The organism is Streptomyces canus (assembly GCF_041435015.1).
GTDB lineage: Bacteria > Actinomycetota > Actinomycetes > Streptomycetales > Streptomycetaceae > Streptomyces > Streptomyces canus_G.
Genome location: NZ_CP107989.1, coordinates 5,511,433 through 5,532,161 on the forward strand (window position 1 = coordinate 5,511,433; position 20,729 = coordinate 5,532,161).

Below are 20,729 nucleotides of genomic sequence, written 5' to 3' on the forward strand. Positions count from 1 at the left end.
GTTCCTCCTCGGTCCCGCGAGGTCATGGCCTTCGTATACAGGGGTATCCGAAAGCACAAAAGGACCCGGGGGCTGCGTTGCCCGAGTCCTCTTCCGACGAGAATAGCCCACATGAGCATTGATCCGGCAGGTCGTGTGGCGCGTTCCACGGGTAGTCCGCACTCTGAGACGCGCAGACATGCACCTATACGGACGTTTCTGCACACCGACGACGGTGTGACGATCGATTCCGTATACGACCCGCCTTCCTTCGTATACGACGCCTCCCGGCCACCTGCTCGCGACCTGGTGTTCGTGATCGCGCACGGCTTCACCGGCGATGTGGATCGTCCTCATGTTCGCCGGGTGGTGAACGTGTTCACGCGGTACGGCGCCGTGGTCACCTTCTCCTTCCGCGGCCACGGAGCCTCCGGCGGGCGTTCGACGGTCGGCGACCGCGAGGTGCTGGATCTGGCCGCCGCGGTGGCGTGGGCCCGCGGACTCGGCCACGCGCGCGTGGCGACCGTGGGCTTCTCGATGGGCGGCTCGGTGGCGCTGCGGCACGCGGCGCTGTACCGGCCCGACGGCGGTCCGGGCGGGCCGGTGAACGAGGGGCGCACGGGGCGCGATGGGCGCATGGACGCGTACCCGGACGCGGTGGTCTCGGTGAGTGCGCCGGCCCGCTGGTACTACCGCGGCACGGCGCCCATGCGAAGGCTCCACTGGCTGGTGACCCGGCCCGAGGGCCGTCTGGTGAGCCGCTACGGATTCCGTACGAGGATCCATCACCGGGAGTGGGACCCCGTCCCCCTCTCCCCGGTGGAGGCGGTTCCGGAGATCGCCCCCACCCCGCTCCTGATCGTCCACGGCGACCGCGACGGCTACTTCCCCCTCGACCACCCGCGGATGCTCGCGGAGGCCGCGGGCGACCACGGCGAGCTGTGGATCGAGCCCATGGGCCACGCCGAGCACGCGGCCGACGACGAGCTGCTGGGCCGTATCGGGGACTGGGCTGTCACAGCGGGCGGCTAGCCTGGCCCCTGTACACCACCGATCGATTGAGGAAGCGGATGCCAAAGGTCACGGTGCGCTACTGGGCCGCCGCGAAGGCCGCGGCCGGGATCGCCGAGGAGCCCTTCGACGCGGCCACGCTCGCCGAGGCGCTGGACGCGGCGCGCGAGCGACACCCCGGTGAACTGGTGCGCGTCCTGCGGCGATGCTCGTTCCTCGTCGACGGTGACCCCGTGGGCACCCGCGGACATGAGACGGTACGGCTGGCCGACGGCGGCACGGTCGAGGTGCTCCCGCCGTTCGCAGGAGGGTGACGATGACGAACCAGCCGTACGACGACTACGAGCAGTATCCGCAGCAGGGCTGGCCGGCCCAGCAGGGATACGACGACGCCCAGGCGGCCCAGCAGCACACCCAGCAGTGGCAGGGCCAGACCTGGGACACCCAGGTGCACCGACCGGTCCAGTCCGCGCCGGAGACGGCGTATCTGCCGCAGCAGGACTACGAGGGCGGGCCCCAGGGGTACGGCCCCGGCTACGGGCCCGCGCAGGCGACTCCGGGGGCCGGCGCGTACGGCTCCGCAGCGGCTCCCGACCCGGCGTACGGCCCATCGGCGGCGTACGGCTCCGCGCCGACTCCTCCTGACCGTGCCGGTCATGGTCATGCTTCGACGGGTCCCGGTCCTGGCGGGTATGGCTCGGCGCCGACTTCTTCCGACCGCGCGGGTCATGGTCATGCCTCGGCGGCCCCCGGCCCCGCCGGTCACGGGTCAGGCCAGACGGCCCCCGGCCCGGCCGGTCACGGACCTGCGCCGATGGCCCCCGGCCACGCCCACGCCCCGGCGAGCGGGGGCCCCGTTCACGGGGCCGCCCAGGCACATCCCGGCGCCGCCGGGCACGGGTCCGCGCCCGACCCGTCCGGCTACGGCCCCGCCACCCTCGCCGGCAACCCCCGCGTCACCGACGCCCAGCGTGCCCGTCTCGAGGGCCGCTCCCCGATCATCGAGCCCGGCATCCAGCCCGCCGCCCTCACCGCGCTGCTCGGCCTGCTGCTCTCCGGAACGGCCGCCGTCGGGTCGTACGCCCTCCTCGTGCCCCTCGTCGTCCTCCAGGCGGTCACAGCGGCCGGCTGGTTCCGGCTGAACGGCATGTGGCCCGCCCGGCAGGGCATCGCGCTGGCGTTCCTCGGGGCGCTGGTGGCGGACGCGGCGCTCCTGGCGGCCGGCCGGGAGAACGCGCCCGCCGCGATCCTCGGCACCCTCGGCGTCTGGGTCCTGCTCAGCCTGGTGATGCAGCTCCGCTCGCACGCCGACCCCGACGAGCGGATGTACGGCCTGATGGCGACCGTCGCCTCGGCGGCACTGGCGATCGTGGCGACCGGCCACCTCGCGGCGGACCCGGACGCGGTGACGGTCGGCGCGGCCGCCGTGGCCGTCGCGGTCCTGGCCCGCGCGCTGCCCCTGCCGACCGCGGCCTCGGTGGTCGTCTCCCTGCTCGCCGCGGCGGGCGCGGGCATCGCGGTCGGCGGGATGACGGGGCTCGGCGCGAAGGGCGCCTTCCTCGGCGCGGGCGCCGCGGTGTGCGCGCTGATCGGCCACCGGGTCGCGAGCTACGACTACCCGTCCCGCTTCGTGCACTTCACGGCGGGCGTGGCCCTGCCCCTGGCCGCGGCGGCTCCGGCGGTGTACGTGCTGGGCCGGGCGATCGGCTAGGTCGGCCCGGGCGTCTCGGTCCACAGGCAGAAGGGGTGCCCGGACGGGTCGAAGAGGACCCGGACGTCGTCCTGCGGCTGGTACTCGGCGAGCCGCGCCCCTTCCGCCACCGCTCGCGCGGTCTCGGCCGCCAAGGCGTCGGGGCCGCCGTCGACCTCGATGTCCAGGTGCAGCATCATCTGCTGGTCGCCCGGCTTGCGGGTGGGCCACACGGGCGGCACGTACTCGGCTTCGGTCTGGAAGGCGAGGGAGGTGCCGCCGGTGCCGGGCGGCGGTCCGATGAGGACCCAGTGCGACTCCTCGGCGCGCACCACGTACCCGAGGAGGCGTTGGTAGAAGGCGGCGAGCTCGTGCGCGTCGTGCGTGTCGAGGACGACGGTGGACAGCCTCACGGAAGAAGACATGGGGGCCTTCCTACTGCCGCTTCCTCTTCCCGTCCAGCTCGTCCCACCACTCGTCGGACTTCGCGTCGCCGGAGGGGTCGTCCCACCAGCGGTCGTCGGGCCCGCGCCGGTTCGCGACGATCGCGGCGAGCGGCGGGATCAGCATGGCGACCACACACATCCCCACGGCCACCGGTATCGACCAGAGCCGCACCACTCCCCAGGCCAGGACGAACAGCCCGATGCACGTGCCCATCATGCCGAAGTAGACATGCCGCCGTCGCGCCAACATACGTCCAGGGTAGGCCCGGAAAGGCCGGAGGGCCGTACCCCAGGGGTACGGCCCTCCGGTGTCGGTCAGCTGCCTCAGACCGCGATCGCGACCTCGGCCAGGCCGCCCTGCTGGGCGACGACCGTGCGGTCGGCGGTGGCGCCGGGGACCAGGGCGCGGACGGTCCAGGTGCCCTCGGCCGCGTAGAAGCGGAACTGGCCCGTCGCGGAGGTCGGGACCTCCGCCGTGAACTCGCCGGTCGAGTCCAGGAGGCGGACGTAACCCACCACAGGCTCGCCGTCACGCGTCACCTGACCCTGGATCGTGGTCTCACCGGGCTTGATCGTCGAGGCGTCCGGGCCGCCGGCCTTCGCTCCACACATGTCGTTCTCCAAAGAGGGGTCTGACCGGAAGGAAGGCCGGTCGGGTTGGACGGGGTGTCTTACTTGTTGGCGCCGAGCTCGATCGGAACGCCGACCAGGGAGCCGTACTCGGTCCAGGAGCCGTCGTAGTTCTTGACGTTCTCGACACCCAGCAGCTCGTGCAGCACGAACCAGGTCAGGGCCGAGCGCTCACCGATACGGCAGTACGCGATGGTGTCCTTGGCGAGGTCGACCTGCTCCTCGGCGTAGAGCTCCTTGAGCTCCTCGTCCGACTTGAAGGTGCCGTCGTCGTTGGCGTTCTTCGACCACGGGATGTTGCGCGCGGACGGGACGTGGCCCGGACGCTGCGACTGCTCCTGCGGCAGGTGGGCCGGGGCGAGGAGCTTGCCGGAGAACTCGTCGGGGGAACGGACGTCGACCAGGTTCTGCGAACCGATGGCCGCCACCACGTCGTCGCGGAAGGCGCGGATGGCCTTGTTCTGCGGCTTCGCCGTGTAGGTCGTCTCGGTCCGCTCCGGGACCTCCTCGACGAGCTCGCGGGCGTCCAGCTCCCACTTCTTGCGGCCGCCGTCGAGAAGCTTGACGTTGTCGTGGCCGTACAGCTTGAAGTACCAGTAGGCGTAGGACGCGAACCAGTTGTTGTTGCCGCCGTACAGGATCACCAGGGTGTCGTTGGCGATGCCCTTCGCCGACAGAAGCTTCTCGAAGCCCTCCTGGTCGACGAAGTCGCGGCGGACCGGGTCCTGAAGGTCCTTGGTCCAGTCGATGCGGATCGCGTTGCGGATGTGGTTCTTCTCGTAGGCGGACGTGTCCTCGTCCACCTCCACGATCGCGATGTTCGGGTTGTCGAGGTTGGCCTCGACCCAGTCGGCATCGACCAGGACGTCGCTGCGGCTCATGCTCTTTCTCCTCCGGGGCAGTTGCGGCGGGGCGTGCGAAAGGGTGTGCGGGACGCACGGATGCCCTGGGGCGCCAGGGCAAGGGGATGCGGAGGTCGATGCCGTCCGCTCAGAAGGGGCGACAGAGCATGGCGGCGACGCGGCACAGGTCTACTGCCCGCCGCTTCGTGAGATCCGCCTGTCGCTTCATGCTGTCGATCGTAGGGACGGACATACCGGCATGTCACCGGTGTGTCGTATGCTGAGATGCGATCGTCCGGAATGTGGGACCAGAAAGCCGCCCGGGTCGTGGTCCCACGGTTCCCGGGCGGCTGTAGTCGTCATCACATCTACGGTACGGACGGCACCGTCTCGCCTGTCGGACGCGCGGTGTCCGGCGCGCCGGGTACCCCGTACGGCCCGACGCTCGTCCTACCCGGCGAGCTTGACGTCCGAACCCTTCACCGCGATCTCCACACCGTCCGCACCCGCTTCGACCTTGTCGAGCTTGATACCGCCCGGCAGACCCTCGATCTTCTGGTCGAAGTCGGCGATCGAACGGACGTCGGAGTCGGCGAGGGTGATGTTGCCGAAGCTCGGGATCGAGTCGGCGTGCACCCGCACGGTGTCGCCGTCGACGACGCTGACGGTGCTGAGCACGGAGACGGGCTTCTCCAGGGCGCTGATCTTGATGTCGACCTTGATCTTGCCGTTCCCGCCGTCGGAAAGGCCGACGACCTTGGCGGTGACACCCAGCGGAAGCCGGGCCTCCTCGGACCCCGCGGCCTTCAGCAGCTGGTCGTAGGCGATCGTCGCCGAGCCGGCGGCGGTGGAGGCGGTGGCGGAGCTGTAGTCGCCGGAGAACGCGACGCCCTTCATGGCGGCGTTCAGGTCGTCGATGCGGATCGTGCCCCCGCTGGTCCCGGTGTCCGCGTCGTAGTCCTTCATGCCGACCTCGACGTCGTCGAGCTCACCGCCGGCCACCTGGGTCAGGAACGGGAAGCCCTTGATGTCCACGCTCGGCGTCGTGGTCAGCCCCTCCTGCGTCTTCAGCCGGTCCGCGACCTCGCCCTCCGCGAAGTGGACCGCCAGACGATCGGCGGCGACGAACAGCCCGCCGAGAATCACGGCGATGATCAGAAGTATTCGCAGGGCGCGCATGCGGTGGGTCCCCCCGGGGGTGGCGGTCTTGTCGACGGACGGGTGGCCGTCGAGCGTGAGACTAGTCCTGCCGGGTAAGGCGCCCGGCAGATTGTCGATCACCTGTGACAGGCCGCGGACCCGCTCGGTGTCCGCTCAGTAGACGAGCGCCTGCGTCGCCTCGGCGAGCGCCTCCTGGACGAACACCTGCGCCCCCGCGATCCGTACGCCCTCGATGACGTCCTTCTCCGTGATGTCCCGGCGGGCCGCGCACTGCGTGCACAGGGTGAGCCGTCCGCCCGCGAGGATCGAGTCCAGCAGGTCGGGCAGCGGGGCCGCGTGCGGCAGCTCGAACTCGGCGGCCCGCCCCGGCAGCGCGAACCACGCCGACTCCCCGGTCAGCCACAGCGAGACGTCCACCCCACTGGCCACGGCCACCGCCGCCACGGTGAACGCCTGCGAACAGCGCTCGGGGGCATCGGCCCCGGCGGTCACCTTGATCACGAGCTTCTTCGCCATGTCCAAATCGTAACCAGGGTGTCTGCAACTCCGGCCGCTGACCATGAGTCACCTGTGCGCGTGTATATGGCATGCGCGCATCAGGTTCGGTAGGTGAGGGATGTCTTGCAAGTGCCCGAAGTAGCAGAAGAAACAGGGGAAGCGGTTCGGGCTGAGGGTGAGGGTGAGCCGGTCGAGCCGGCTGCCCCGGTCGCGGAGGCCCCCTCGGCCGGGAGCCGGTCGCCGCGCCGTCGTGGACGTACCACGACACTGATCGCCGGTGCCGCCGTGCTCGGTGTCGTCGCCGGTGCCTGCACCGGATACCTGATCCAGGCCGACCGCGCCCCGACTCCGCTGCCGCCGCTGTCCCAGCCGGTGCTGGCGCAGGCGAAGGGGGACGGCCCCGAGCCGCTGTCGGCCGCGCAGGACCGCCGGGTGAAGACCGAGGGCGATCTGCGGAAGCTGCTGCTGAAGAAGCCGACGGGGGCACGGAACGCCGCGTGGACGGCCGGGGACGGCTGGCTGGACATCGCCGAGTACGCGAACGACTTCACCGATCCGGCCGAGAAGTTCACCGATCTCGTCGGCGACGACTTCCGCAGGGCGGCCGTCGTCGGCTGGAAGGTCGGCAGCTCGTACAGCGTGGAGATCCGGCTCGTCCAGTTCCGGCAGGAGGACTCCATGGCGGCCCTCGATTCCAGCCTCAACCACCAGGGCTGGGCCGAGGAGGAGAGCGGTACCGACAGCTGGGCGATCCCGGGCACCGGGGACGGCATGGCGTATGTGCACACCCGGCCGGACACCGAGCCGGGGTATCTGCCGCAGTACGGGGCCGAGGCGCACGCGTGGCGCGGGGACGTCTCGATGGAGATCTGGGTGTACGGGGCCAAGCCGATCACAAAGAAGACGATCATGGACCTGGCCGAACGGCAGATGGAGCGGCTGTGACGGGACACGAGACACAGGAGACGGAACCGGCGGAGGAATCGTCGACCGGACCGTCAACTGCACCGGTCGCACCGGTCGCACCGGTCGCACCGGTCCGCGGACCCGTGCGACGGGGCCGCATCGCGGCCGTCGCCGGTTCGGTGCTGCTCGTCGCGGCGCTGGTGGCCGGGGTGGGTGGCACGGTGGTGACCGTGCGCGACGCCGACCGTGACGCGGGGGCTCCGACCTGGAAGTTCCCCAGGGTCACGGTCGAGGAGAAGAAGGCGGTGGCCCGGCGCGGGCTCGCCGGCATGCTCGTGCCGTACGGCACCGATGGCTGGGTCCGGGGTCCCGACGTGGCGGACTTCGGCTCCGACGCGCAACTCAGCGGTGCCCAGGCCACGGCCCTGCGGAAGGAGGCCCTCAGAGGTCTGCCCCGAAGCCAGCGCAAGCAGCTGGAGCGTCAGATCGACCGGCAGCGCCTCTCGGGCATGGCGATGCGCAGCTACTTCAGCGGTGAGTCCTACGCCTTCTCCCAGAACAGCGGCATCTACTCGGTGAACGTCGTGCTCGCCCAGATGGCAAACAGGACGGCGGTCCGGAACAGTTCCGAGGCGCAGAACGAGTTCCTCGCTGCCCTGGACCTCTTCAAGGAGGGCCCGAAGATCAAGGGCCACGACGACGCCCGGTGCTTCCGACTGCCCGGGAGTACCGACGAGGACCTCGACATGATGCTCTGCTCCGCCCATGTGGGGGACGTCCTGGTCTCCGTCACGGCGTACGGAGCCCGGCCACTCGACACCAAGGGGGTCGCGATGCTCCTGCGTACCCAGCTCGACCGCATCGCCGAGCCGGGGGAGGCGGTATGACCGAGCCACAGCAGGTCGCCGTACCGCCCCTGCCCGACGTGCCGCCGCGGCCCGTACCGGCCGAGGTGAGGAAGGACCGCCGGGACCTGCGAGCCGTCCTGCGCTGGACCGCTGCCGCGGTCGTTCTCGCCGCGGCCGGGACGGCGACGGCGTACGGGATCTCAGGGATGGAGCGCACGGACGTACCGGGGCTGGCCACCCGTTCCGACGGGCGCTGGGACTTCCCCCGGCTCACGAAGCCGCCATTGCCCTCCGGCAGTCCCGGTCCCTTCGCCGCGGGCAACGCGGCCGAGGCCCACTATGCTGATCTGCGTGCCCTCCTCCTGCCCGCGCCCGAGGGAGCGAAGGAGGACAAGGCGTTGCGCGGCTCGGACGGCTGGCTGGCGACGAAGGACTTCCTGGCGGAGTACGAGCTGAAGGAGGACCGGGAGGAGCTCGGGCACAAACTCGTCGACAGCGGCCTGCGCCACATCGCGGCCCGCGGCTGGACCACGCCTGACGGCACGCGGACCCGGGTCTACCTGCTCCAGTTCGGTACGGCGAACGTCGTGGAGTCCAAGCTGCAGAGCGACGTCCAGGCGTACACCAGCCCGACCTACCGGGTGCGCGGTGCCGCCGAGGCCGTCTACGACGAGGCCTTCCCGGAGCCGGCAGCCGTCGCGGGAATCTCCCGGACCGCCTTCACCGAGCCGAGGCCGTACGGCGCCGAGCAGGTTCGGCAGGGCTACCTCTCGGCGGGGGACGTCTTCGCGGTGATCCTTCAGTCCCGCAAGGGCGCCGCGAACCCCGTCCCCTTCCAGCAGACCGTGACCCTGCAGGCCCAGCTCCTCGGCTGAGGACACCCCTACGGCCCCCCGGGCCCCGGCCGCGTAAGCTGGGGCCCGGCCCGTGTACATGCACCGCACCACGCTCATCCGAGGAGCACCCCGTGGAGATCTTCTTCGAAGCCCTGCTGGTCCTGGTCTGCGTCGGCGTTCTCGCCTTCGCCGGGCTGACCGTGAAGAAGCTGTACCAGGGCCAGCGCTGACCCCCCTCTAGGAACCGCCACTCATGATCGAGATCCCGTCCGACCTCCACAAGGACCTCGTCCCGCTCGCCTTCCTGCTCGGCAACTGGGCGGGCGCGGGCGTGCACGACTTCCCCGGCTCGGAGAAGTGCAACTTCGGCCAGGAGGTGACCTTCGGCCATGACGGCCGGGACTTCCTGGAGTACGCGTCCCACACCTGGGTGCTGGACAACGACGGCAACAAGGTCCGCCCGCTGGAGTCCGAGCACGGCTTCTGGCGCATCGACGCCGACCGCAAGGTCGAGGTGACGATGGTCCGTGACGACGGTGTCGTCGAGATCTGGTACGGCGAGATGGCCGCCCAGAAGCCGCAGATCGACCTGGTGACCGATGCCGTCGCGCGTACGGCCGCCTCCGGCCCGTACAGCGGTGGCAAGCGCCTGTACGGCTACGTCAAGAGCGACCTCATGTGGGTCGGCGAGAAGCAGACTCCCGAGGTCGAGCTGCGCCCCTACATGTCGGCCCACCTGAAGAAGGTCGTCACCCCGGAGGAGGTCGAGCGCTGGGCCAAGGCCCTGCCCGACGACCTTCCGGACGACGGGATCGCCTTCTTCAAGTAAGCCTTCCGCCGAGTGGGTCCTAGACTTTCCGGTGTGGTGAGCACCGATTGGAAGAGCGACCTCAGGCAGCGCGGCTACCGGCTGACCCCGCAGCGCCAGCTTGTCCTCGAAGCTGTGGACACCCTGGAGCACGCGACCCCCGACGACATCCTCACGGAAGTGAAGAAGACGGCGTCGGGGGTCAACATTTCCACGGTCTACCGGACCCTGGAGCTCCTGGAGGAGCTCGGCCTGGTCAGCCACGCCCATCTCGGGCACGGGGCGCCGACGTATCACCTCGCCGACCGCCACCACCACATCCACCTGGTCTGCCGCGACTGTCAGAACGTCATCGAGGCGGACATCAAGGTGGCCGCCGACTTCACCGCGAAGCTCCGGCAGGAGTTCGGCTTCGAGACCGACATGAAGCACTTCGCGATCTTCGGTCGCTGCAAGGACTGTTCTCTCAAGGCTTCAACTACCGAGTCGTAGGCTTAGTCATATGAAGAGCCCTCTGCTGTCCCTGCCCGGTGCCGTCCCCGCCGAGGGTGTGGACGAAGGCGTCGCCGCGCACTACGGCGACCTGTTCCGCGAGCAGCGTGCCCTCGCCGAAGGCACCGGATTCGTCGACCTCTCGCACCGCGGGGTCGTGTCCGTCACCGGCGACGACCGCCTCAGCTGGCTGCACCTGCTGCTCACCCAGCACGTCAGCGACCTCCCGACGGGCCAGGCCACCGAGGCGCTCATCCTCTCCGCGCACGGACACATCGAGCACGCCCTGTACCTCGTCGACGACGGCACGACTACCTGGGCGCACGTCGAACCCGGCACCCAGGGGGCGCTGGTCGCCTACCTGGAGTCGATGAAGTTCTTCAACCGGGTCGAGGTCGCCGACCGCACGGACGAGTTCGCCGTCGTCCACCTTCCCGCCGGTTCCATCGCCGAGGTGCCGGAGGGGGTCGTCGTACGCGAGACGCCGTACGGCCGCGATCTCTTCCTGCCGCGCGCCGACCTGGAGTCGTACGCCGAGAAGTCCGGGCCCGCGGTCGGCCTGCTCGCCTACGAGGCGCTGCGGGTCGAGCAACACCGCCCGCGCCTCGGTTTCGAGACCGACCACCGCACGATCCCGCACGAGCTCGGCTGGATCGGCACCGCGGTGCACCTCCAGAAGGGCTGCTACCGGGGGCAGGAGACCGTCGCCCGGGTGCAGAACCTGGGCAAGCCCCCGCGGCGCCTGGTCTTCCTGCACCTGGACGGCAGCGAGGTGCACCTGCCGCCCGCCGGGACCGAGATCCGGCTCGCGGACGAGGGGCCCGACGGCCGCAAGATCGGTTTCGTGACCACGTCCGTACGGCATCACGAGCTCGGCCCGGTGGCGCTCGCCCTGGTCAAGCGGAACGTCCCCCTGGACGCGCGCCTCGTCGCCGACACCACGGCCGCGGCCCAGGAAGTCGTCGTGGAGCCGTAGGACTACCGCGAAGGGTCACATCTCCAGCAGGACCGTGAACGGGCCGTCGTTCGTCAGGGACACCCGCATCCGCGCACCGAAGCGGCCGGTGGCCACCGTCGCTCCCAGGGAGCGGAGCTGGGCGACGACCTCGTCGACGAGCGGCTCGGCGATGTCGCCGGGGGCGGCGGCGTTCCAGGTGGGGCGGCGGCCCTTGCGGGCGTCGCCGTACAGGGTGAACTGGCTGATCACGAGCAGCGGGGCGTCGATGTCGCTGCACGACTTCTCGTCGTGCAGCATGCGCACCGACCAGAGTTTGCGGGCGAGTTGGGCCGCCTTCTCCTTGGTGTCCTCGTGGGTGACCCCGACCAGGACGCACAGTCCCTCGCCGCTGATCTCCCCGACCGTCTCACCGTCGACGACGACGCTCGCGCCGTCCACCCTCTGCACCACTGCACGCATGTGCCCATCATGCCGGTCGCGCAGGAAGTACCCGTGTTCGGGTTTATTTTTGATCCTTAACCCCCCATCTGGGGCCGTTCGGGGGCACTCGGTCACATAGCGGCCACTTGGGATGGCACGATGCTTCCACACGCCGGTCGAGGGGACGGTAGAGGCGCATGAGCACACCGAGTACCGGGCAGCCGGGGCCCGTCCGCGTTGCCCACAGGGCGGAGCCGGAGACACCCCGGCCGCCCGCGCAGCGTACGGACAGCCACCTGCTGCCCCCAGATCCGACCGAACATGATCTCGCCACGCTGAGCCTGCCCGAGCTGCGCACTCTGCGCCGGGACGCCCAGCGGGACGAGGCCGACCTCAGCTATGTCCGACGGCTGCTGCAGGGCCGTATCGACATCCTCCGCGCGGAACTGCTGCGCCGGTCCCCGACGGGCGCGGGCTCGGTGCCCGAACGCCTCCCCGAGGCCTCGGTGGTGGACCGGCTCCCGGAGATCCTCACCGACGCCCCGGCCCGCCACCGCTCCTCGGCCCGCCACGTCACGCTGGGCACCCCGCACAGCGAGGAGTACCGCCTGCTGGCCGCCGAGACGCTGGCCGAGGTCGAACTGTCGGACCTCTCCGCGCGGACCGACCTGGAACTGAGCACCGCGATGGGCCGGCTCGTGCGCTACGAGCAGCAGGTGTCCGGGCGACGCCAAGGGTTGCAGCACACGGCGGACGAGTGCAGCGGCGAGATCGCGCGGCGGTACCGGGAGGGCGAGGCGCAGGTGGCGGATCTGCTGACCTAGGGAACTTCGCGGCGGGCCTGGGAAAATCCACGCGACACCTCACCCCCGCCCGCCTACCGTGGCCCCATGAGCGCCCCAGCCGACATAGACGTCCGTCCGGTCACCGAGGCCGAGTATCCCGAATGGCTGCGTGCCGTGCATGTCGGGTTTCTGCGGGAGCCGGTGGTGTCGAAGTCGGAACTGGAGGCCCGCAGAGCCCAGTTCGAGCCCGGGCGGCTGCTCGGGGCCTTCGACGGGGACCGTTGCGTGGCGACCTTCCGGTCCTTCGCGCAGGAGGTGACGGCGGTCGGTGGGGAGTTCGTGGCCGCCGACGCGATCTCCGCCGTCACCGTGACCGCCACCCACCGCCGGCGCGGCCTCCTGACCCGCATGATGAGCCAGGACCTCGCCGCCGCGAAGGAGCGCGGAGACGTCCTGGCGACGCTGATCGCCGCCGAGTACCCGATCTACGGCCGCTATGGCTTCGGCCCCGCCACCTCGGCCGCCGAGTGGACGATCGACGTCCCGCGCACCGGACTCGCCCCCCGTGGCCCGGATCTGGACGGCGGCCGTATCGACCTGGTGGAGCCCGGCGACGTACGCAAGCTCGGGCCGGAACTGCACGACCGGATGCGCCGTGCGATGCCGGGGGCGATCAGCCGGGACGACTGGTTCTGGCAGCTCAAGACGGGGGCCGTACGCACCGCCCCGTGGACCGAGCCGTTCTTCGCCGTGTACCGGGCGGCGGACGGCACGGTCGAGGGGCTGATGGCGTACGAGGTGGACGACAAGTGGGCGGACACCATGCAGCCGTTGAACACGGCGAGTGTGCGGAGCCTGATCGCCTCGACCCCGGCCGCCGAGCGTGCCCTGTGGCACTACCTGTGCTCGATCGACTGGGTCATGCAGGTCAAGAGCGGCTGGCGGGCCCCCGACGACCTGCTCCCGCACCTTCTGCCCAACCCTCCGGCGGCCAGGATCACCATGCAGGCGGACTTTCTGTGGGTGCGGATCCTGGATGTCGTACGGGCACTGGAGGCGCGGACGTACGAGGGGGAGGGCGCGCTGGTGCTGGAGGTCGTGGACGCCTCCGGCATGGCCGGCGGCCGGTACCTTCTGGAGGCCTCGCCCGCCGGGGCCAGCTGTACGACGACGACTCGGAGCGCCGATCTCACGCTGGACGTGCGGGAGTTGGCGACGCTCTGGCTCGGTGACGAGTCGGTGGCACGGCTCGTGGCGCTCGGGCGAGTGCGGGAAGAACAAGCGGGCGCCGGCCGGGGGGCCGACGCCCTGCTGCATACATCCAGGCGTCCTTGGTGCCCGGACATGTTCTGACGTTCCCTTCTGGCGGGGACGGGTGGGCTGTTGCCTCGCATCCGTAGCGAGCTGTTCAGTTGTGGCTGTGCGGTTGTGGCTGTGCGGTGTGTGCAGCTTTCGCTGCTGTTCAGTTGTCGGTGTTCAGTTGTGACTGTGCAGACCGACCGGGCTCCCGGCTCCCCTCCGGAAGGGAGCCCGATCAGCCGGATCCTGGGCCCGGCGGGCGGGCGTCATCCGGACTGGGCGAGCAGCATCACGAGGATGACCGCTCCGATGCCGCCGATCGCGACGTTCTTGGACTTGACGCCGATGGTCAGCGCGACGAACGCGACGATGCCCATCGCACCCCACTTCCACTGCACGAGTGCCTCGAAGCCGACGGCGAGGGCGGCGATGGCGACTGCGATGAACGGCATGACGGTCCCCCCTTCGGGACGGTGGCCCCTGTCGGCCGCCGAGTTGGCCAACCCTGTGAAGCTTTGACCATGTTTCTCAAGGTTGCTCAAGTTGGCGACCAACTTCACTGTACTTATCTCCGCTTGGATGCGGCTCATAACCACCTTCCGGTGAACTGCCCAAAGATGGCGGGAAGTTGTAGTGTTTGGTCGTGGACCCGAAACACGCCTCCGTCAATGGACGGAAGAGGTCACAGCGGCCACACACGTCACCTCGCGAGGTGGCCGACGAGCTCCGCGCCCGGATCCGGTCCGGCACGCTGCGGGCAGGTCAGCGCATGCCCACCCAGGCGCGGCTGGCCGACGAGTTCGGCGTCGAGCGCGGGGTCGTACGGCAGGCGCTGTACCTGCTGCAGACGGAACACCTGCTCACCAACGTCTCCAAGGGAAGCCCGGCGACCGTCGCCCCCGACCTGGGGCTCAACAGGGCGCTCACCGGCCCCGGAGCGGCGCCGCAGCCCACGATGGTCGCCCTCGGCCCCCGGATCGCCACCGCCTTCGCGGCCCCGCACGTCGAGATAGACGCCCTGTGCCTGACGTCGGTGTCCCTCAACCTCGCCATCGGCGAGGGGCTGCGCCAGATCCACGCCGGACGGCTGAATCCGGCCAAGATCGACGTCCGCGTCCTGCTGCCGGGCCGGGACATCGACCTCGCCTTCCCGGTGTCGGTCGAGGACCGCGGCGACGACGACCCGGTCCAAGAACGCTGGCTGGCCCAGCGCAACGCACAGGGGCAGGTCCTCCGGCACAACCTCCTGGCCCTGCGTGCCACGCACGGCATCGACGTCAACGTCTCCTTCCGTGCCCTGCCCTTCACACCACCGGTGAAGCTCTACCTCCTCAACGGCACGGAGGCGCTGTTCGCGTACTACACGCTGACGCGCCGCAAGGAGGAGATCGACCACGAGCACCTGGAGCTGTACGACTCCGAGGGCACCCAGTCGATGCTGTTCGCCTTCGAACAGGGCGCCGGCCTGCGGGACACGACCTTCGTCGAGCAGTCCCACCTGTGGTTCAACGCACTGTGGGAGACGATCAGTTCGGAGCTGGCGCTCACGAGCTGACGTCTCCCACAGTGGCGGATCCGGGCACGTTCGGGTCAGAGGGCGGGTCCCGCGACCAGCAGGGCGAGCACCACGGCCCCGGTCGAACTGATCGCGGGGTTCTTGGCCTTGATGCCGATGGTGAGCAGAAGCATCCCGATGATGCCGCTGGCGCCGTACTTCCACTGCAGGGTCTGCTCGACGCCGACTACGAAGACGGCGGAGAGGAGGGCGAGGGCCGGCATGTTGGTTCCCCCTTCGGACTTACGGGCGGGCGAGGCGGGCGAGGAGGTAAAACTTCCGCCAACTCATCCAAGTTGGCAACCAACTCTGCCTATGTTGTCCCCACTTGGTGGGGGTTGATAAACAACTTCCAGACAACTCCCCATAGATGGATTGGAGTTGTAACGTTTGGTCGTGACCCAGGAGAACGTGGCAGTGAACGGCAGCAGAAGGCTCTCGCCCCAGGAAATCGCCGACACCCTGCGGGAACGCATCCGCGTGGGCGACCTCAGGGCCGGCGACCGCCTCCCCACCCAGGCCGAACTCGCGGAGGAGTTCGGCGTGGAACGGGGCGCGGTCCGCCAAGCGCTGCGCGCACTGCAGGAGGACGGGTTGCTCAGCAATGTGAGCAAGGGGAGCCCGCCGCGGATCGCGGAGCGGGTGCCCGGGCTGTCGGGGGAGCCGCAGCCGACGATGGTCGGCCTGGCCCCCCGCCTCACGGAGGCCTTCTCCAGCCCGCACGTCCGCATCGACGCGGCCTGCCTGACCTCGGAGACCCTGATGGTGGCCCTGAGCGAGCCGGTCCGCCTCATTCACGAGGGACGGATCCACCCCGAGTCCATCGACGTCCGCATCCTGCTGCCCTCCCGCGACATCAACCTGGCCTTCCCGGTGCCGGTGGAGGCGCCCGACGACGACAACCCGGTCCACCAGCGCTGGCTGGAGATGCGTAACGCCCAGGGTCACGTCCTGCGACACAATCTCCGTTCCCTGCGCTCCTCCCACGGGATCGACGTCAAGGTCAGGTTCCGCGCCCTGCCGTTCACCCCGCCGGTGAAGCTGTACCTGCTCAACCACTCGGAGGCGTTGATCGCGTACTACATGGTCGCGCGCCGGGAGGAGGCCACGGATGCCGGAATGCTCGACATGTACGACGTCCTCGGCACGGAGTCGCTCCTCTTCTCCTTCGAGAAGAACGCCGGCGAGCGTGACGCCGCGTTCGTCGTGCAATCGCAGAAGTGGTTCGACGCCCTCTGGGAAACCATCACGACGGACCTGACACTCTCCTAGTGACTCTTGAGAAGACGCACACTGAACCGGTGACAGCAGAGACAGCACGACTCGCATCACTGGTCTCCTCCGCTCGGTACGTGCTCTGGGATCTGGACGGGCCGATCTGCCGGTTGTTCGCGGGGTATCCGGCACATCAGATAGCCGGTGAACTCGTGGGGAAGATCGACCAGTTGGGCATGGGCGCCCTGCTGACCGAGCAGGAACGATCCAGCAATGACCCCCAGGAAGCCCTGCGTGGCGTTCATGAACGACACCGGGGAAGTGACCTGGTCCTTGAGTTGGAGGAGTGGCTGACCCGGCGCGAACTGGCGGCTGTTCCCAAGGCGCGGCCCACCCCGTACGCCGACCCGCTGATCAGGACGTGGTCGTCGTATGGCGTCAGGTTCGCGATCACCACGAACAACGCCGCCCTCGCGGCGGCGGCGTACATAGAGACCCGTGGGCTGGCGGTCTGCTTCCCCCATGTCTACGGCCGCACGCCGAACCTCGATCTGATGAAGCCGAACCCGCACTGCCTGGAAGAGGCGATCAAGGCAATGGGAGCCGTTCCGTCGGGCACGCTGATGATCGGCGACGCCGCGACGGACCTCGCGGCCGCGCGCCGGGCGGGTGTCGCGTTCCTGGGCTACGCGCGTAATGCGGACAAGGAGGGGCTCCTGAGGGACGCGGGAGCCGAGGTCGTCGTCCGCTCTCTGGAGCAAGTCCTGGACGTCCTGCGCAGCCCGTCCTGAGGCCGGTACGGTCGCGGGGCGAGCGAAGAGCGGGGCAAGGGAGCCACCATCCTGGCGACGTTGCGGTCCCGTATCTCCGGCGGCGAGTACCGGCCGGTCACCACCTGCCCCCGCAGCGCGCTCTGGCCGCGGAGTTCGACGTCTCGCGCGACACGATCCAGCGTGTGCTGGAGGAGCTGAAGACCGAGGGCTGGATCGCATCGCGCCAGGGCAGCGGCTCCAGGGTCCGAGCGGCGCTCCCCATTTCCCTGACGACGCAGGCGAAGGCTGCCCCGGCCGCATTGCACCGGGACCTTCGTCGCCCGCGCCTTCGCTCAACCGGTCGTGGAACTGGACGTCTTCACGTTCACCTCGGAGAGCCTCGACACCGCGCTCCGGATACTGCTGCCGTCCGACACGATCGAGCTGCCGTATCCACGGGCCAGGTCGGCGCAGGAATCCGCCACCGCGGATGTGCAGGAGTTGGACCGGATCCTCCAGGTCCGGACCCGGGAGATCATTCGGCGGCACACCTCGTCCGTGCGTAACGCCCTGCGCAACCTCAGGACGGACGGGCTGGTGGCGGACGTCTCGGTGAAAGTCCGCGAGGTGCCGCTCGTTCCGACGCGCAAGCTGTATCTGCGGCGCGGTGTCGAGGGGTTTCTGGGCCCGTACAAGATCGTGGAGCGCGCGATCCTGATGGACGACGACACCGAGATGAATGCTTGGGACGTCCTGGGCCCGGGCTCGACCTTGATACGCCTCGACGTGGCGACTGCCGGCGACGTAACGAAGTGGGCACGGGGGCGTTAAAAGCTCCGGCAAGGCCCAGACATGTCCGACACGTGTCGCTCCAAAGGGCGCATTAAGGCCTTGTGAACGGGCGCGGGCCGCTATCGTGTGCCTCAATTTTCTTGGATGCGCAGCACTTTGGATGTTTAGAACTAGCGTGGCAGGAGCATGAGTGGCGATCGGGGCTTGGCCTGACCGCGGGGGCGAAGTCCGGGATGCCGTTCTTACGGCATTTCGCAGGAATGGGTACATCGGTGAGATCTCCGTGCGAACGCCGGCGGTCTCCTCCGGGCCAGGGGCCGAGGTGCTGGCCAAAACCTGCCCGCCCGACAAGCCCATCGACTCCTTGGTCGTCGGCCTCCTGACCCGGTTCCTCACACGTCTGGGCCTCGTGCGCAAGGACGCACTGCCCCCGCTGCCGGCCGAGTGGTCGCGCAACGAAAGGGACAGCCGGGCCTATCTGGACACGCTCGTGCGGCATGCGAAGGAGCGGATGTTCGCTCCCGACTGGACTGCGATTGGCGGGCTGTTCGCCGTGCTCGGCGTACCGGGCGACGCGCTGGCCCGGTACGCCGAGCAGGTTCCCGCATTGTCCCGCCGCCCCTACGGCCTCCTGCTCACCAACCTCACCCGGGACAACGTGATCGTCCTGGAGGATCCCAAGCTCTCGGTGGCCCGTCTCGACTGGACCTCGGCGTCGTACGGAGACCCACTGCACGGTCTCGCCAGCTACGTGGTGCGGATGCGCTACCCCGAGTACCAAGTGGACGAGGTCGTCCAGGAGTGGGCGTCCGAGATGCGGCGCACCAGGCCCCTCGCCGTCAGCGGTCTCGGCCGGGACTTCCGGTACTACGTCGACTTCGAGCGCATCCACGCCGCGTACGACGACGTGATCCGCGCGGCGAAGTCCCTCGGCGACTCGGTCGAGGACCGTCGCCTGCTGTCGGCGGCCGCCGACATCGGTACGGCCCTGGAGCGTGCGACCGGCCTGCTCGGCATGTCCGAGGTACCGCCCGAGAAGGAGATCGCGGACGCCCTCTTCCGCTGGCAGGCCGCGCGCCTCGCGCAGGGGGGCGCGAAGGTGCCGGACGCGCTGTTCCGGTGGCGGCGCGATGACCGTGTCCCCGAGCGGGACGACTTCCCGTCGGACCTGGTGCGCCGTGCGCTGGCGGTGGAGGGCGTCGCCCCGGCCGACCGGGTCTTCCGCGGGACGGCTCACCTCAACACCGTCGTCGACCTGGAGGAGGCTCCGGGACCCGTGGTGGTTCGTCGCGAAACCGCGGCGGCTCCTCGCCGTGAGCAAGGACTCCTCCCGGAACACGCCGTGCTGCAGGTGATCGAGCGGTCCGGCGCGCAGATCCGGGCACCGCGAATCCTGGCGCTCGGGTATGACGATCGCGGGCGCCACTTCGCGATCCACACGTTCGAGGGCCCCAAGGGCCTGGCTCCTCAGCATCCCGTGGACGGTTTGCTGCCCGCCGAGGCGGACGAACTCGTCGACGAACTCGCCGCGCTCGCGAAGGTGGACCACTCGTCCTTGCCGTCCGACGAGCCGAAGGGGGGCTTCTACCGCTGGCTGGCCGAACGGCTCGCCGGCTTCGTCGACGACCTCCCCACCGAGACCTTGCAGGCCGCCGACCGACGGGGGTTGCCGGACGGCCAAGTGCTCCGGCGGATCCTCGGCCGTTACGAGGTGACCGAGCGCACCCCGGTTCTGCTGCACGGCGACCTCAACCCCTGGAATCTGGTGCGTGCCGGTCGCCGGGGAGGGCTGACGATCATCGACTGGGAGATGGGGATGATCGGCGACCCCCTGTACGACCTCGTACGCCATCTGCATCTGACGCCGACGCGCACGGAGATGCGGATGCGTATGTTCGAGCGCTGGAGCAGGAAGCTTCCTTCCGACTGTGTCGAGGGGTGGGAGCGTGACTGGCGCGTCTACCGCTGGATCGAACAGATTCGCTCGGCCTACGTCGACCTGGACCGGATGACGACAGGGGCCGCGCTGAGCACCCCGAACGTACGGCGGGCCGTCGACGCGTACGAGATGACCCTGTCCGCCGCGACCGGCTCGCTCGGGCTGCGCAGGCGGGTCGTGCCGAAGGCACCCGCCTCGCTCAGGGCGTCCTGACTCCCGGTCCCGGTGCGTAGGCTCACGGCCATGAATGACCTCGGCCTGCGCCAGCGCAAGAAGCAGCGGATGTACGAGAACCTGTCGGAGATCGCCATCCGTCTCTTCCTGGAGAAGGGTTTCGACGCCGTCTCCGTGGCCGAGATCGCCGCCGCCGCCGAGATCTCCAAGCCCACCCTCTTCCGGTACTTCCCGGCCAAGGAGGACCTCGTCCTCCACCGGATCGCCGATCACGAGGACGAGGCGGCGCGGGTGGTGGTCGAATCCGACGAGCCGCCCCTTGCCGCCCTCCGGCAGCATTTCCTCGACGGGCTGGAGCGGGACGATCCCGTCACCGGGCTCAACGATCACCCCGGCGTCCTCGCCTTCCACTCGCTGCTCTACGGCACCCCCGCCCTGGTCGCCCGTGCCCACGGGCACCTGGAGCGGCAGGAGGCCGCGCTCGCCGACGTGCTCGGGGGCGATCTCGACGCGCGGCTGGCGGCGGGGCAGATCATCGCCGTGCGGCGGATTCTCGCCATGGAGAACTGGCGGCGGATCGCCAAGGGGGAGACGGTCGAGGACGTGCGCGGGGATGCCGTGGCCGCGGCCGAGCGGGCCTTCCGGGGGCTGGCGGACGGTCTGCCGTGGCTCAGCTGAATAAGAGCGGGTAAA

Annotated in this window: 27 protein-coding genes and 1 pseudogene; 18 read left to right on the plus strand and 10 right to left on the minus strand. The window is 69.7% G+C overall.

Features of this window, described 5'->3' with window-relative positions:
• Positions 1-111: 111 nt before the first annotated feature.
• From OG841_RS25110 to OG841_RS25120, 3 genes are read left to right on the plus strand one after another with little or no spacing between them, the layout of a single operon-like run.
• Positions 112-1,011 (plus strand): alpha/beta hydrolase, encoded by a 900-nt coding sequence (locus OG841_RS25110; protein WP_328639423.1) that lies wholly within the window; start codon positions 112-114, stop codon positions 1,009-1,011.
• A gap of 38 nt (positions 1,012-1,049) precedes the next feature.
• A complete protein-coding gene (locus tag OG841_RS25115; RefSeq protein ID WP_007382997.1) occupies positions 1,050-1,304 on the plus strand; it encodes a MoaD/ThiS family protein in 255 nt (84 codons plus the stop codon).
• Positions 1,305-1,306: 2 nt separating this feature from the next.
• Entirely contained in the window at positions 1,307-2,701 is a 1,395-nt protein-coding gene (locus OG841_RS25120) for a hypothetical protein (protein ID WP_328639422.1), read from the plus strand.
• Here the strand turns inward: OG841_RS25120 and OG841_RS25125 are convergent.
• The 7 genes from OG841_RS25125 to OG841_RS25155 form a co-directional block, all read right to left on the minus strand.
• The gene (locus tag OG841_RS25125) at positions 2,698-3,105 is read right to left on the minus strand and encodes a VOC family protein (protein ID WP_328639421.1); all 408 of its coding nucleotides are present in this window, start codon (positions 3,103-3,105) and stop codon (positions 2,698-2,700) included. The genes OG841_RS25120 and OG841_RS25125 overlap by 4 nt on opposite strands.
• A 10-nt stretch (positions 3,106-3,115) precedes the next feature.
• Positions 3,116-3,376 carry a DUF3099 domain-containing protein gene (locus OG841_RS25130; RefSeq protein ID WP_328639420.1) on the minus strand — a complete coding sequence of 87 codons (261 nt, stop codon included), beginning with the start codon at positions 3,374-3,376 and terminating at the stop codon, positions 3,116-3,118.
• Between the two features lie 74 nt (positions 3,377-3,450).
• On the minus strand, positions 3,451-3,738 hold the full coding sequence (locus OG841_RS25135) for a DUF1416 domain-containing protein (protein WP_020122955.1): 288 nt from the start codon (positions 3,736-3,738) through the stop codon (positions 3,451-3,453).
• A 59-nt stretch (positions 3,739-3,797) separates the two neighbouring features.
• Complete coding sequence (locus tag OG841_RS25140; RefSeq protein WP_328639419.1) at positions 3,798-4,637, minus strand: sulfurtransferase; 840 nt, start codon at positions 4,635-4,637, stop codon at positions 3,798-3,800.
• A 109-nt stretch (positions 4,638-4,746) separates the two neighbouring features.
• A complete protein-coding gene (locus OG841_RS25145; protein WP_365121950.1) occupies positions 4,747-4,851 on the minus strand; it encodes an Ms5788A family Cys-rich leader peptide in 105 nt (34 codons plus the stop codon).
• A 197-nt stretch (positions 4,852-5,048) separates the two neighbouring features.
• Positions 5,049-5,777, minus strand: a complete 729-nt coding sequence (locus OG841_RS25150) for an LmeA family phospholipid-binding protein (protein WP_328643578.1) — start codon at positions 5,775-5,777, stop codon at positions 5,049-5,051.
• 135 nt (positions 5,778-5,912) lie between these two features.
• Positions 5,913-6,275, minus strand: a complete 363-nt coding sequence (locus OG841_RS25155; RefSeq protein ID WP_328639418.1) for a DsrE family protein — start codon at positions 6,273-6,275, stop codon at positions 5,913-5,915.
• A 267-nt stretch (positions 6,276-6,542) separates the two neighbouring features.
• On the opposite strand from OG841_RS25155, the gene OG841_RS25160 reads away from it, so the two are divergent.
• The 6 genes from OG841_RS25160 to ygfZ all read left to right on the plus strand — a co-directional run bounded on the left by OG841_RS25160 (position 6,543) and on the right by ygfZ (position 11,123).
• Positions 6,543-7,202 carry a hypothetical protein gene (locus OG841_RS25160; RefSeq protein WP_371566892.1) on the plus strand — a complete coding sequence of 220 codons (660 nt, stop codon included), beginning with the start codon at positions 6,543-6,545 and terminating at the stop codon, positions 7,200-7,202.
• The gene (locus OG841_RS25165; protein ID WP_328639416.1) at positions 7,199-8,050 is read left to right on the plus strand and encodes a hypothetical protein; all 852 of its coding nucleotides are present in this window, start codon (positions 7,199-7,201) and stop codon (positions 8,048-8,050) included. Before OG841_RS25160 ends, OG841_RS25165 begins: the two co-directional genes overlap by 4 nt.
• Positions 8,047-8,886 carry a hypothetical protein gene (locus OG841_RS25170; RefSeq protein ID WP_371566893.1) on the plus strand — a complete coding sequence of 280 codons (840 nt, stop codon included), beginning with the start codon at positions 8,047-8,049 and terminating at the stop codon, positions 8,884-8,886. Before OG841_RS25165 ends, OG841_RS25170 begins: the two co-directional genes overlap by 4 nt.
• Positions 8,887-9,100: 214 nt before the next feature.
• Complete coding sequence (locus tag OG841_RS25175; RefSeq protein WP_328639414.1) at positions 9,101-9,676, plus strand: FABP family protein; 576 nt, start codon at positions 9,101-9,103, stop codon at positions 9,674-9,676.
• Between the two features lie 33 nt (positions 9,677-9,709).
• Positions 9,710-10,147 (plus strand): Fur family transcriptional regulator, encoded by a 438-nt coding sequence (locus tag OG841_RS25180; RefSeq protein ID WP_057608747.1) that lies wholly within the window; start codon positions 9,710-9,712, stop codon positions 10,145-10,147.
• Positions 10,148-10,157: 10 nt separating this feature from the next.
• Positions 10,158-11,123, plus strand: coding sequence for a CAF17-like 4Fe-4S cluster assembly/insertion protein YgfZ (gene ygfZ / locus OG841_RS25185; protein WP_365121960.1), 966 nt, complete (start codon positions 10,158-10,160; stop codon positions 11,121-11,123).
• 15 nt (positions 11,124-11,138) lie between these two features.
• Here the strand turns inward: ygfZ and dtd are convergent, their stop codons facing one another.
• Entirely contained in the window at positions 11,139-11,564 is a 426-nt protein-coding gene (dtd, locus tag OG841_RS25190; protein ID WP_266517358.1) for a D-aminoacyl-tRNA deacylase, read from the minus strand.
• Positions 11,565-11,722: 158 nt separating this feature from the next.
• Between dtd and OG841_RS25195 the strand changes: the two genes are divergently transcribed.
• Both OG841_RS25195 and OG841_RS25200 read left to right on the plus strand, forming a co-directional pair.
• The gene (locus tag OG841_RS25195; protein ID WP_328639412.1) at positions 11,723-12,349 is read left to right on the plus strand and encodes an RsiG family protein; all 627 of its coding nucleotides are present in this window, start codon (positions 11,723-11,725) and stop codon (positions 12,347-12,349) included.
• A gap of 66 nt (positions 12,350-12,415) precedes the next feature.
• A complete protein-coding gene (locus OG841_RS25200; RefSeq protein WP_328639411.1) occupies positions 12,416-13,663 on the plus strand; it encodes a GNAT family N-acetyltransferase in 1,248 nt (415 codons plus the stop codon).
• 212 nt (positions 13,664-13,875) lie between these two features.
• Here OG841_RS25200 and OG841_RS25205 read toward each other — a convergent pair whose 3' ends face one another.
• Positions 13,876-14,061 carry a hypothetical protein gene (locus tag OG841_RS25205; RefSeq protein ID WP_057608742.1) on the minus strand — a complete coding sequence of 62 codons (186 nt, stop codon included), beginning with the start codon at positions 14,059-14,061 and terminating at the stop codon, positions 13,876-13,878.
• Positions 14,062-14,246: 185 nt separating this feature from the next.
• On the opposite strand from OG841_RS25205, the gene OG841_RS25210 reads away from it, so the two are divergent.
• Positions 14,247-15,164, plus strand: coding sequence for a winged helix-turn-helix domain-containing protein (locus OG841_RS25210; protein ID WP_328639410.1), 918 nt, complete (start codon positions 14,247-14,249; stop codon positions 15,162-15,164).
• A 35-nt stretch (positions 15,165-15,199) separates the two neighbouring features.
• Here the strand turns inward: OG841_RS25210 and OG841_RS25215 are convergent, their stop codons facing one another.
• Positions 15,200-15,388 (minus strand): hypothetical protein, encoded by a 189-nt coding sequence (locus OG841_RS25215; RefSeq protein ID WP_053851924.1) that lies wholly within the window; start codon positions 15,386-15,388, stop codon positions 15,200-15,202.
• Between the two features lie 166 nt (positions 15,389-15,554).
• Here OG841_RS25215 and OG841_RS25220 point away from each other — a divergent pair, with 166 nt between their 5' ends.
• From OG841_RS25220 to OG841_RS25245, 6 genes and pseudogenes are all read left to right on the plus strand, one after another.
• Positions 15,555-16,436, plus strand: coding sequence for a winged helix-turn-helix domain-containing protein (locus OG841_RS25220; RefSeq protein ID WP_328639409.1), 882 nt, complete (start codon positions 15,555-15,557; stop codon positions 16,434-16,436).
• 29 nt (positions 16,437-16,465) lie between these two features.
• The gene (locus tag OG841_RS25225) at positions 16,466-17,170 is read left to right on the plus strand and encodes an HAD family hydrolase (protein ID WP_328639408.1); all 705 of its coding nucleotides are present in this window, start codon (positions 16,466-16,468) and stop codon (positions 17,168-17,170) included.
• 122 nt (positions 17,171-17,292) lie between these two features.
• Positions 17,293-17,337: pseudogene (locus OG841_RS25230) on the plus strand (hypothetical protein); the annotation flags it as partial.
• A 157-nt stretch (positions 17,338-17,494) separates the two neighbouring features.
• Complete coding sequence (locus OG841_RS25235; RefSeq protein WP_328643782.1) at positions 17,495-17,962, plus strand: hypothetical protein; 468 nt, start codon at positions 17,495-17,497, stop codon at positions 17,960-17,962.
• Positions 17,963-18,206: 244 nt separating this feature from the next.
• A complete protein-coding gene (locus tag OG841_RS25240) occupies positions 18,207-20,075 on the plus strand; it encodes an aminoglycoside phosphotransferase family protein (RefSeq protein ID WP_328639407.1) in 1,869 nt (622 codons plus the stop codon).
• Positions 20,076-20,105: 30 nt separating this feature from the next.
• The gene (locus OG841_RS25245) at positions 20,106-20,714 is read left to right on the plus strand and encodes a TetR family transcriptional regulator (RefSeq protein ID WP_328639406.1); all 609 of its coding nucleotides are present in this window, start codon (positions 20,106-20,108) and stop codon (positions 20,712-20,714) included.
• Positions 20,715-20,729 lie beyond the last annotated feature (15 nt).

Bases quoted from the DNA above. Each gene is read 5' to 3' on its own strand.
- OG841_RS25125 (WP_328639421.1), bottom strand. From the start codon at position 3,105: ATGTCTTCTTCCGTGAGGCTGTCCACCGTCGTCCTCGACACGCACGAC.
- OG841_RS25130 (WP_328639420.1), bottom strand. From the start codon at position 3,376: ATGTTGGCGCGACGGCGGCATGTCTACTTCGGCATGATGGGCACGTGC.
- ygfZ (WP_365121960.1), top strand. From the start codon at position 10,158: ATGAAGAGCCCTCTGCTGTCCCTGCCCGGTGCCGTCCCCGCCGAGGGT.
- OG841_RS25195 (WP_328639412.1), top strand. From the start codon at position 11,723: ATGAGCACACCGAGTACCGGGCAGCCGGGGCCCGTCCGCGTTGCCCAC.
- OG841_RS25145 (WP_365121950.1), bottom strand. From the start codon at position 4,851: ATGTCCGTCCCTACGATCGACAGCATGAAGCGACAGGCGGATCTCACG.
- OG841_RS25245 (WP_328639406.1), top strand. From the start codon at position 20,106: ATGAATGACCTCGGCCTGCGCCAGCGCAAGAAGCAGCGGATGTACGAG.
- OG841_RS25200 (WP_328639411.1), top strand. From the start codon at position 12,416: ATGAGCGCCCCAGCCGACATAGACGTCCGTCCGGTCACCGAGGCCGAG.
- OG841_RS25140 (WP_328639419.1), bottom strand. From the start codon at position 4,637: ATGAGCCGCAGCGACGTCCTGGTCGATGCCGACTGGGTCGAGGCCAAC.
- OG841_RS25175 (WP_328639414.1), top strand. From the start codon at position 9,101: ATGATCGAGATCCCGTCCGACCTCCACAAGGACCTCGTCCCGCTCGCC.
- OG841_RS25135 (WP_020122955.1), bottom strand. From the start codon at position 3,738: ATGTGTGGAGCGAAGGCCGGCGGCCCGGACGCCTCGACGATCAAGCCC.
- OG841_RS25110 (WP_328639423.1), top strand. From the start codon at position 112: ATGAGCATTGATCCGGCAGGTCGTGTGGCGCGTTCCACGGGTAGTCCG.
- OG841_RS25170 (WP_371566893.1), top strand. From the start codon at position 8,047: ATGACCGAGCCACAGCAGGTCGCCGTACCGCCCCTGCCCGACGTGCCG.
- OG841_RS25205 (WP_057608742.1), bottom strand. From the start codon at position 14,061: ATGCCGTTCATCGCAGTCGCCATCGCCGCCCTCGCCGTCGGCTTCGAG.
- OG841_RS25155 (WP_328639418.1), bottom strand. From the start codon at position 6,275: ATGGCGAAGAAGCTCGTGATCAAGGTGACCGCCGGGGCCGATGCCCCC.
- OG841_RS25120 (WP_328639422.1), top strand. From the start codon at position 1,307: ATGACGAACCAGCCGTACGACGACTACGAGCAGTATCCGCAGCAGGGC.
- OG841_RS25215 (WP_053851924.1), bottom strand. From the start codon at position 15,388: ATGCCGGCCCTCGCCCTCCTCTCCGCCGTCTTCGTAGTCGGCGTCGAG.
- OG841_RS25150 (WP_328643578.1), bottom strand. From the start codon at position 5,777: ATGCGCGCCCTGCGAATACTTCTGATCATCGCCGTGATTCTCGGCGGG.
- dtd (WP_266517358.1), bottom strand. From the start codon at position 11,564: ATGCGTGCAGTGGTGCAGAGGGTGGACGGCGCGAGCGTCGTCGTCGAC.
- OG841_RS25115 (WP_007382997.1), top strand. From the start codon at position 1,050: ATGCCAAAGGTCACGGTGCGCTACTGGGCCGCCGCGAAGGCCGCGGCC.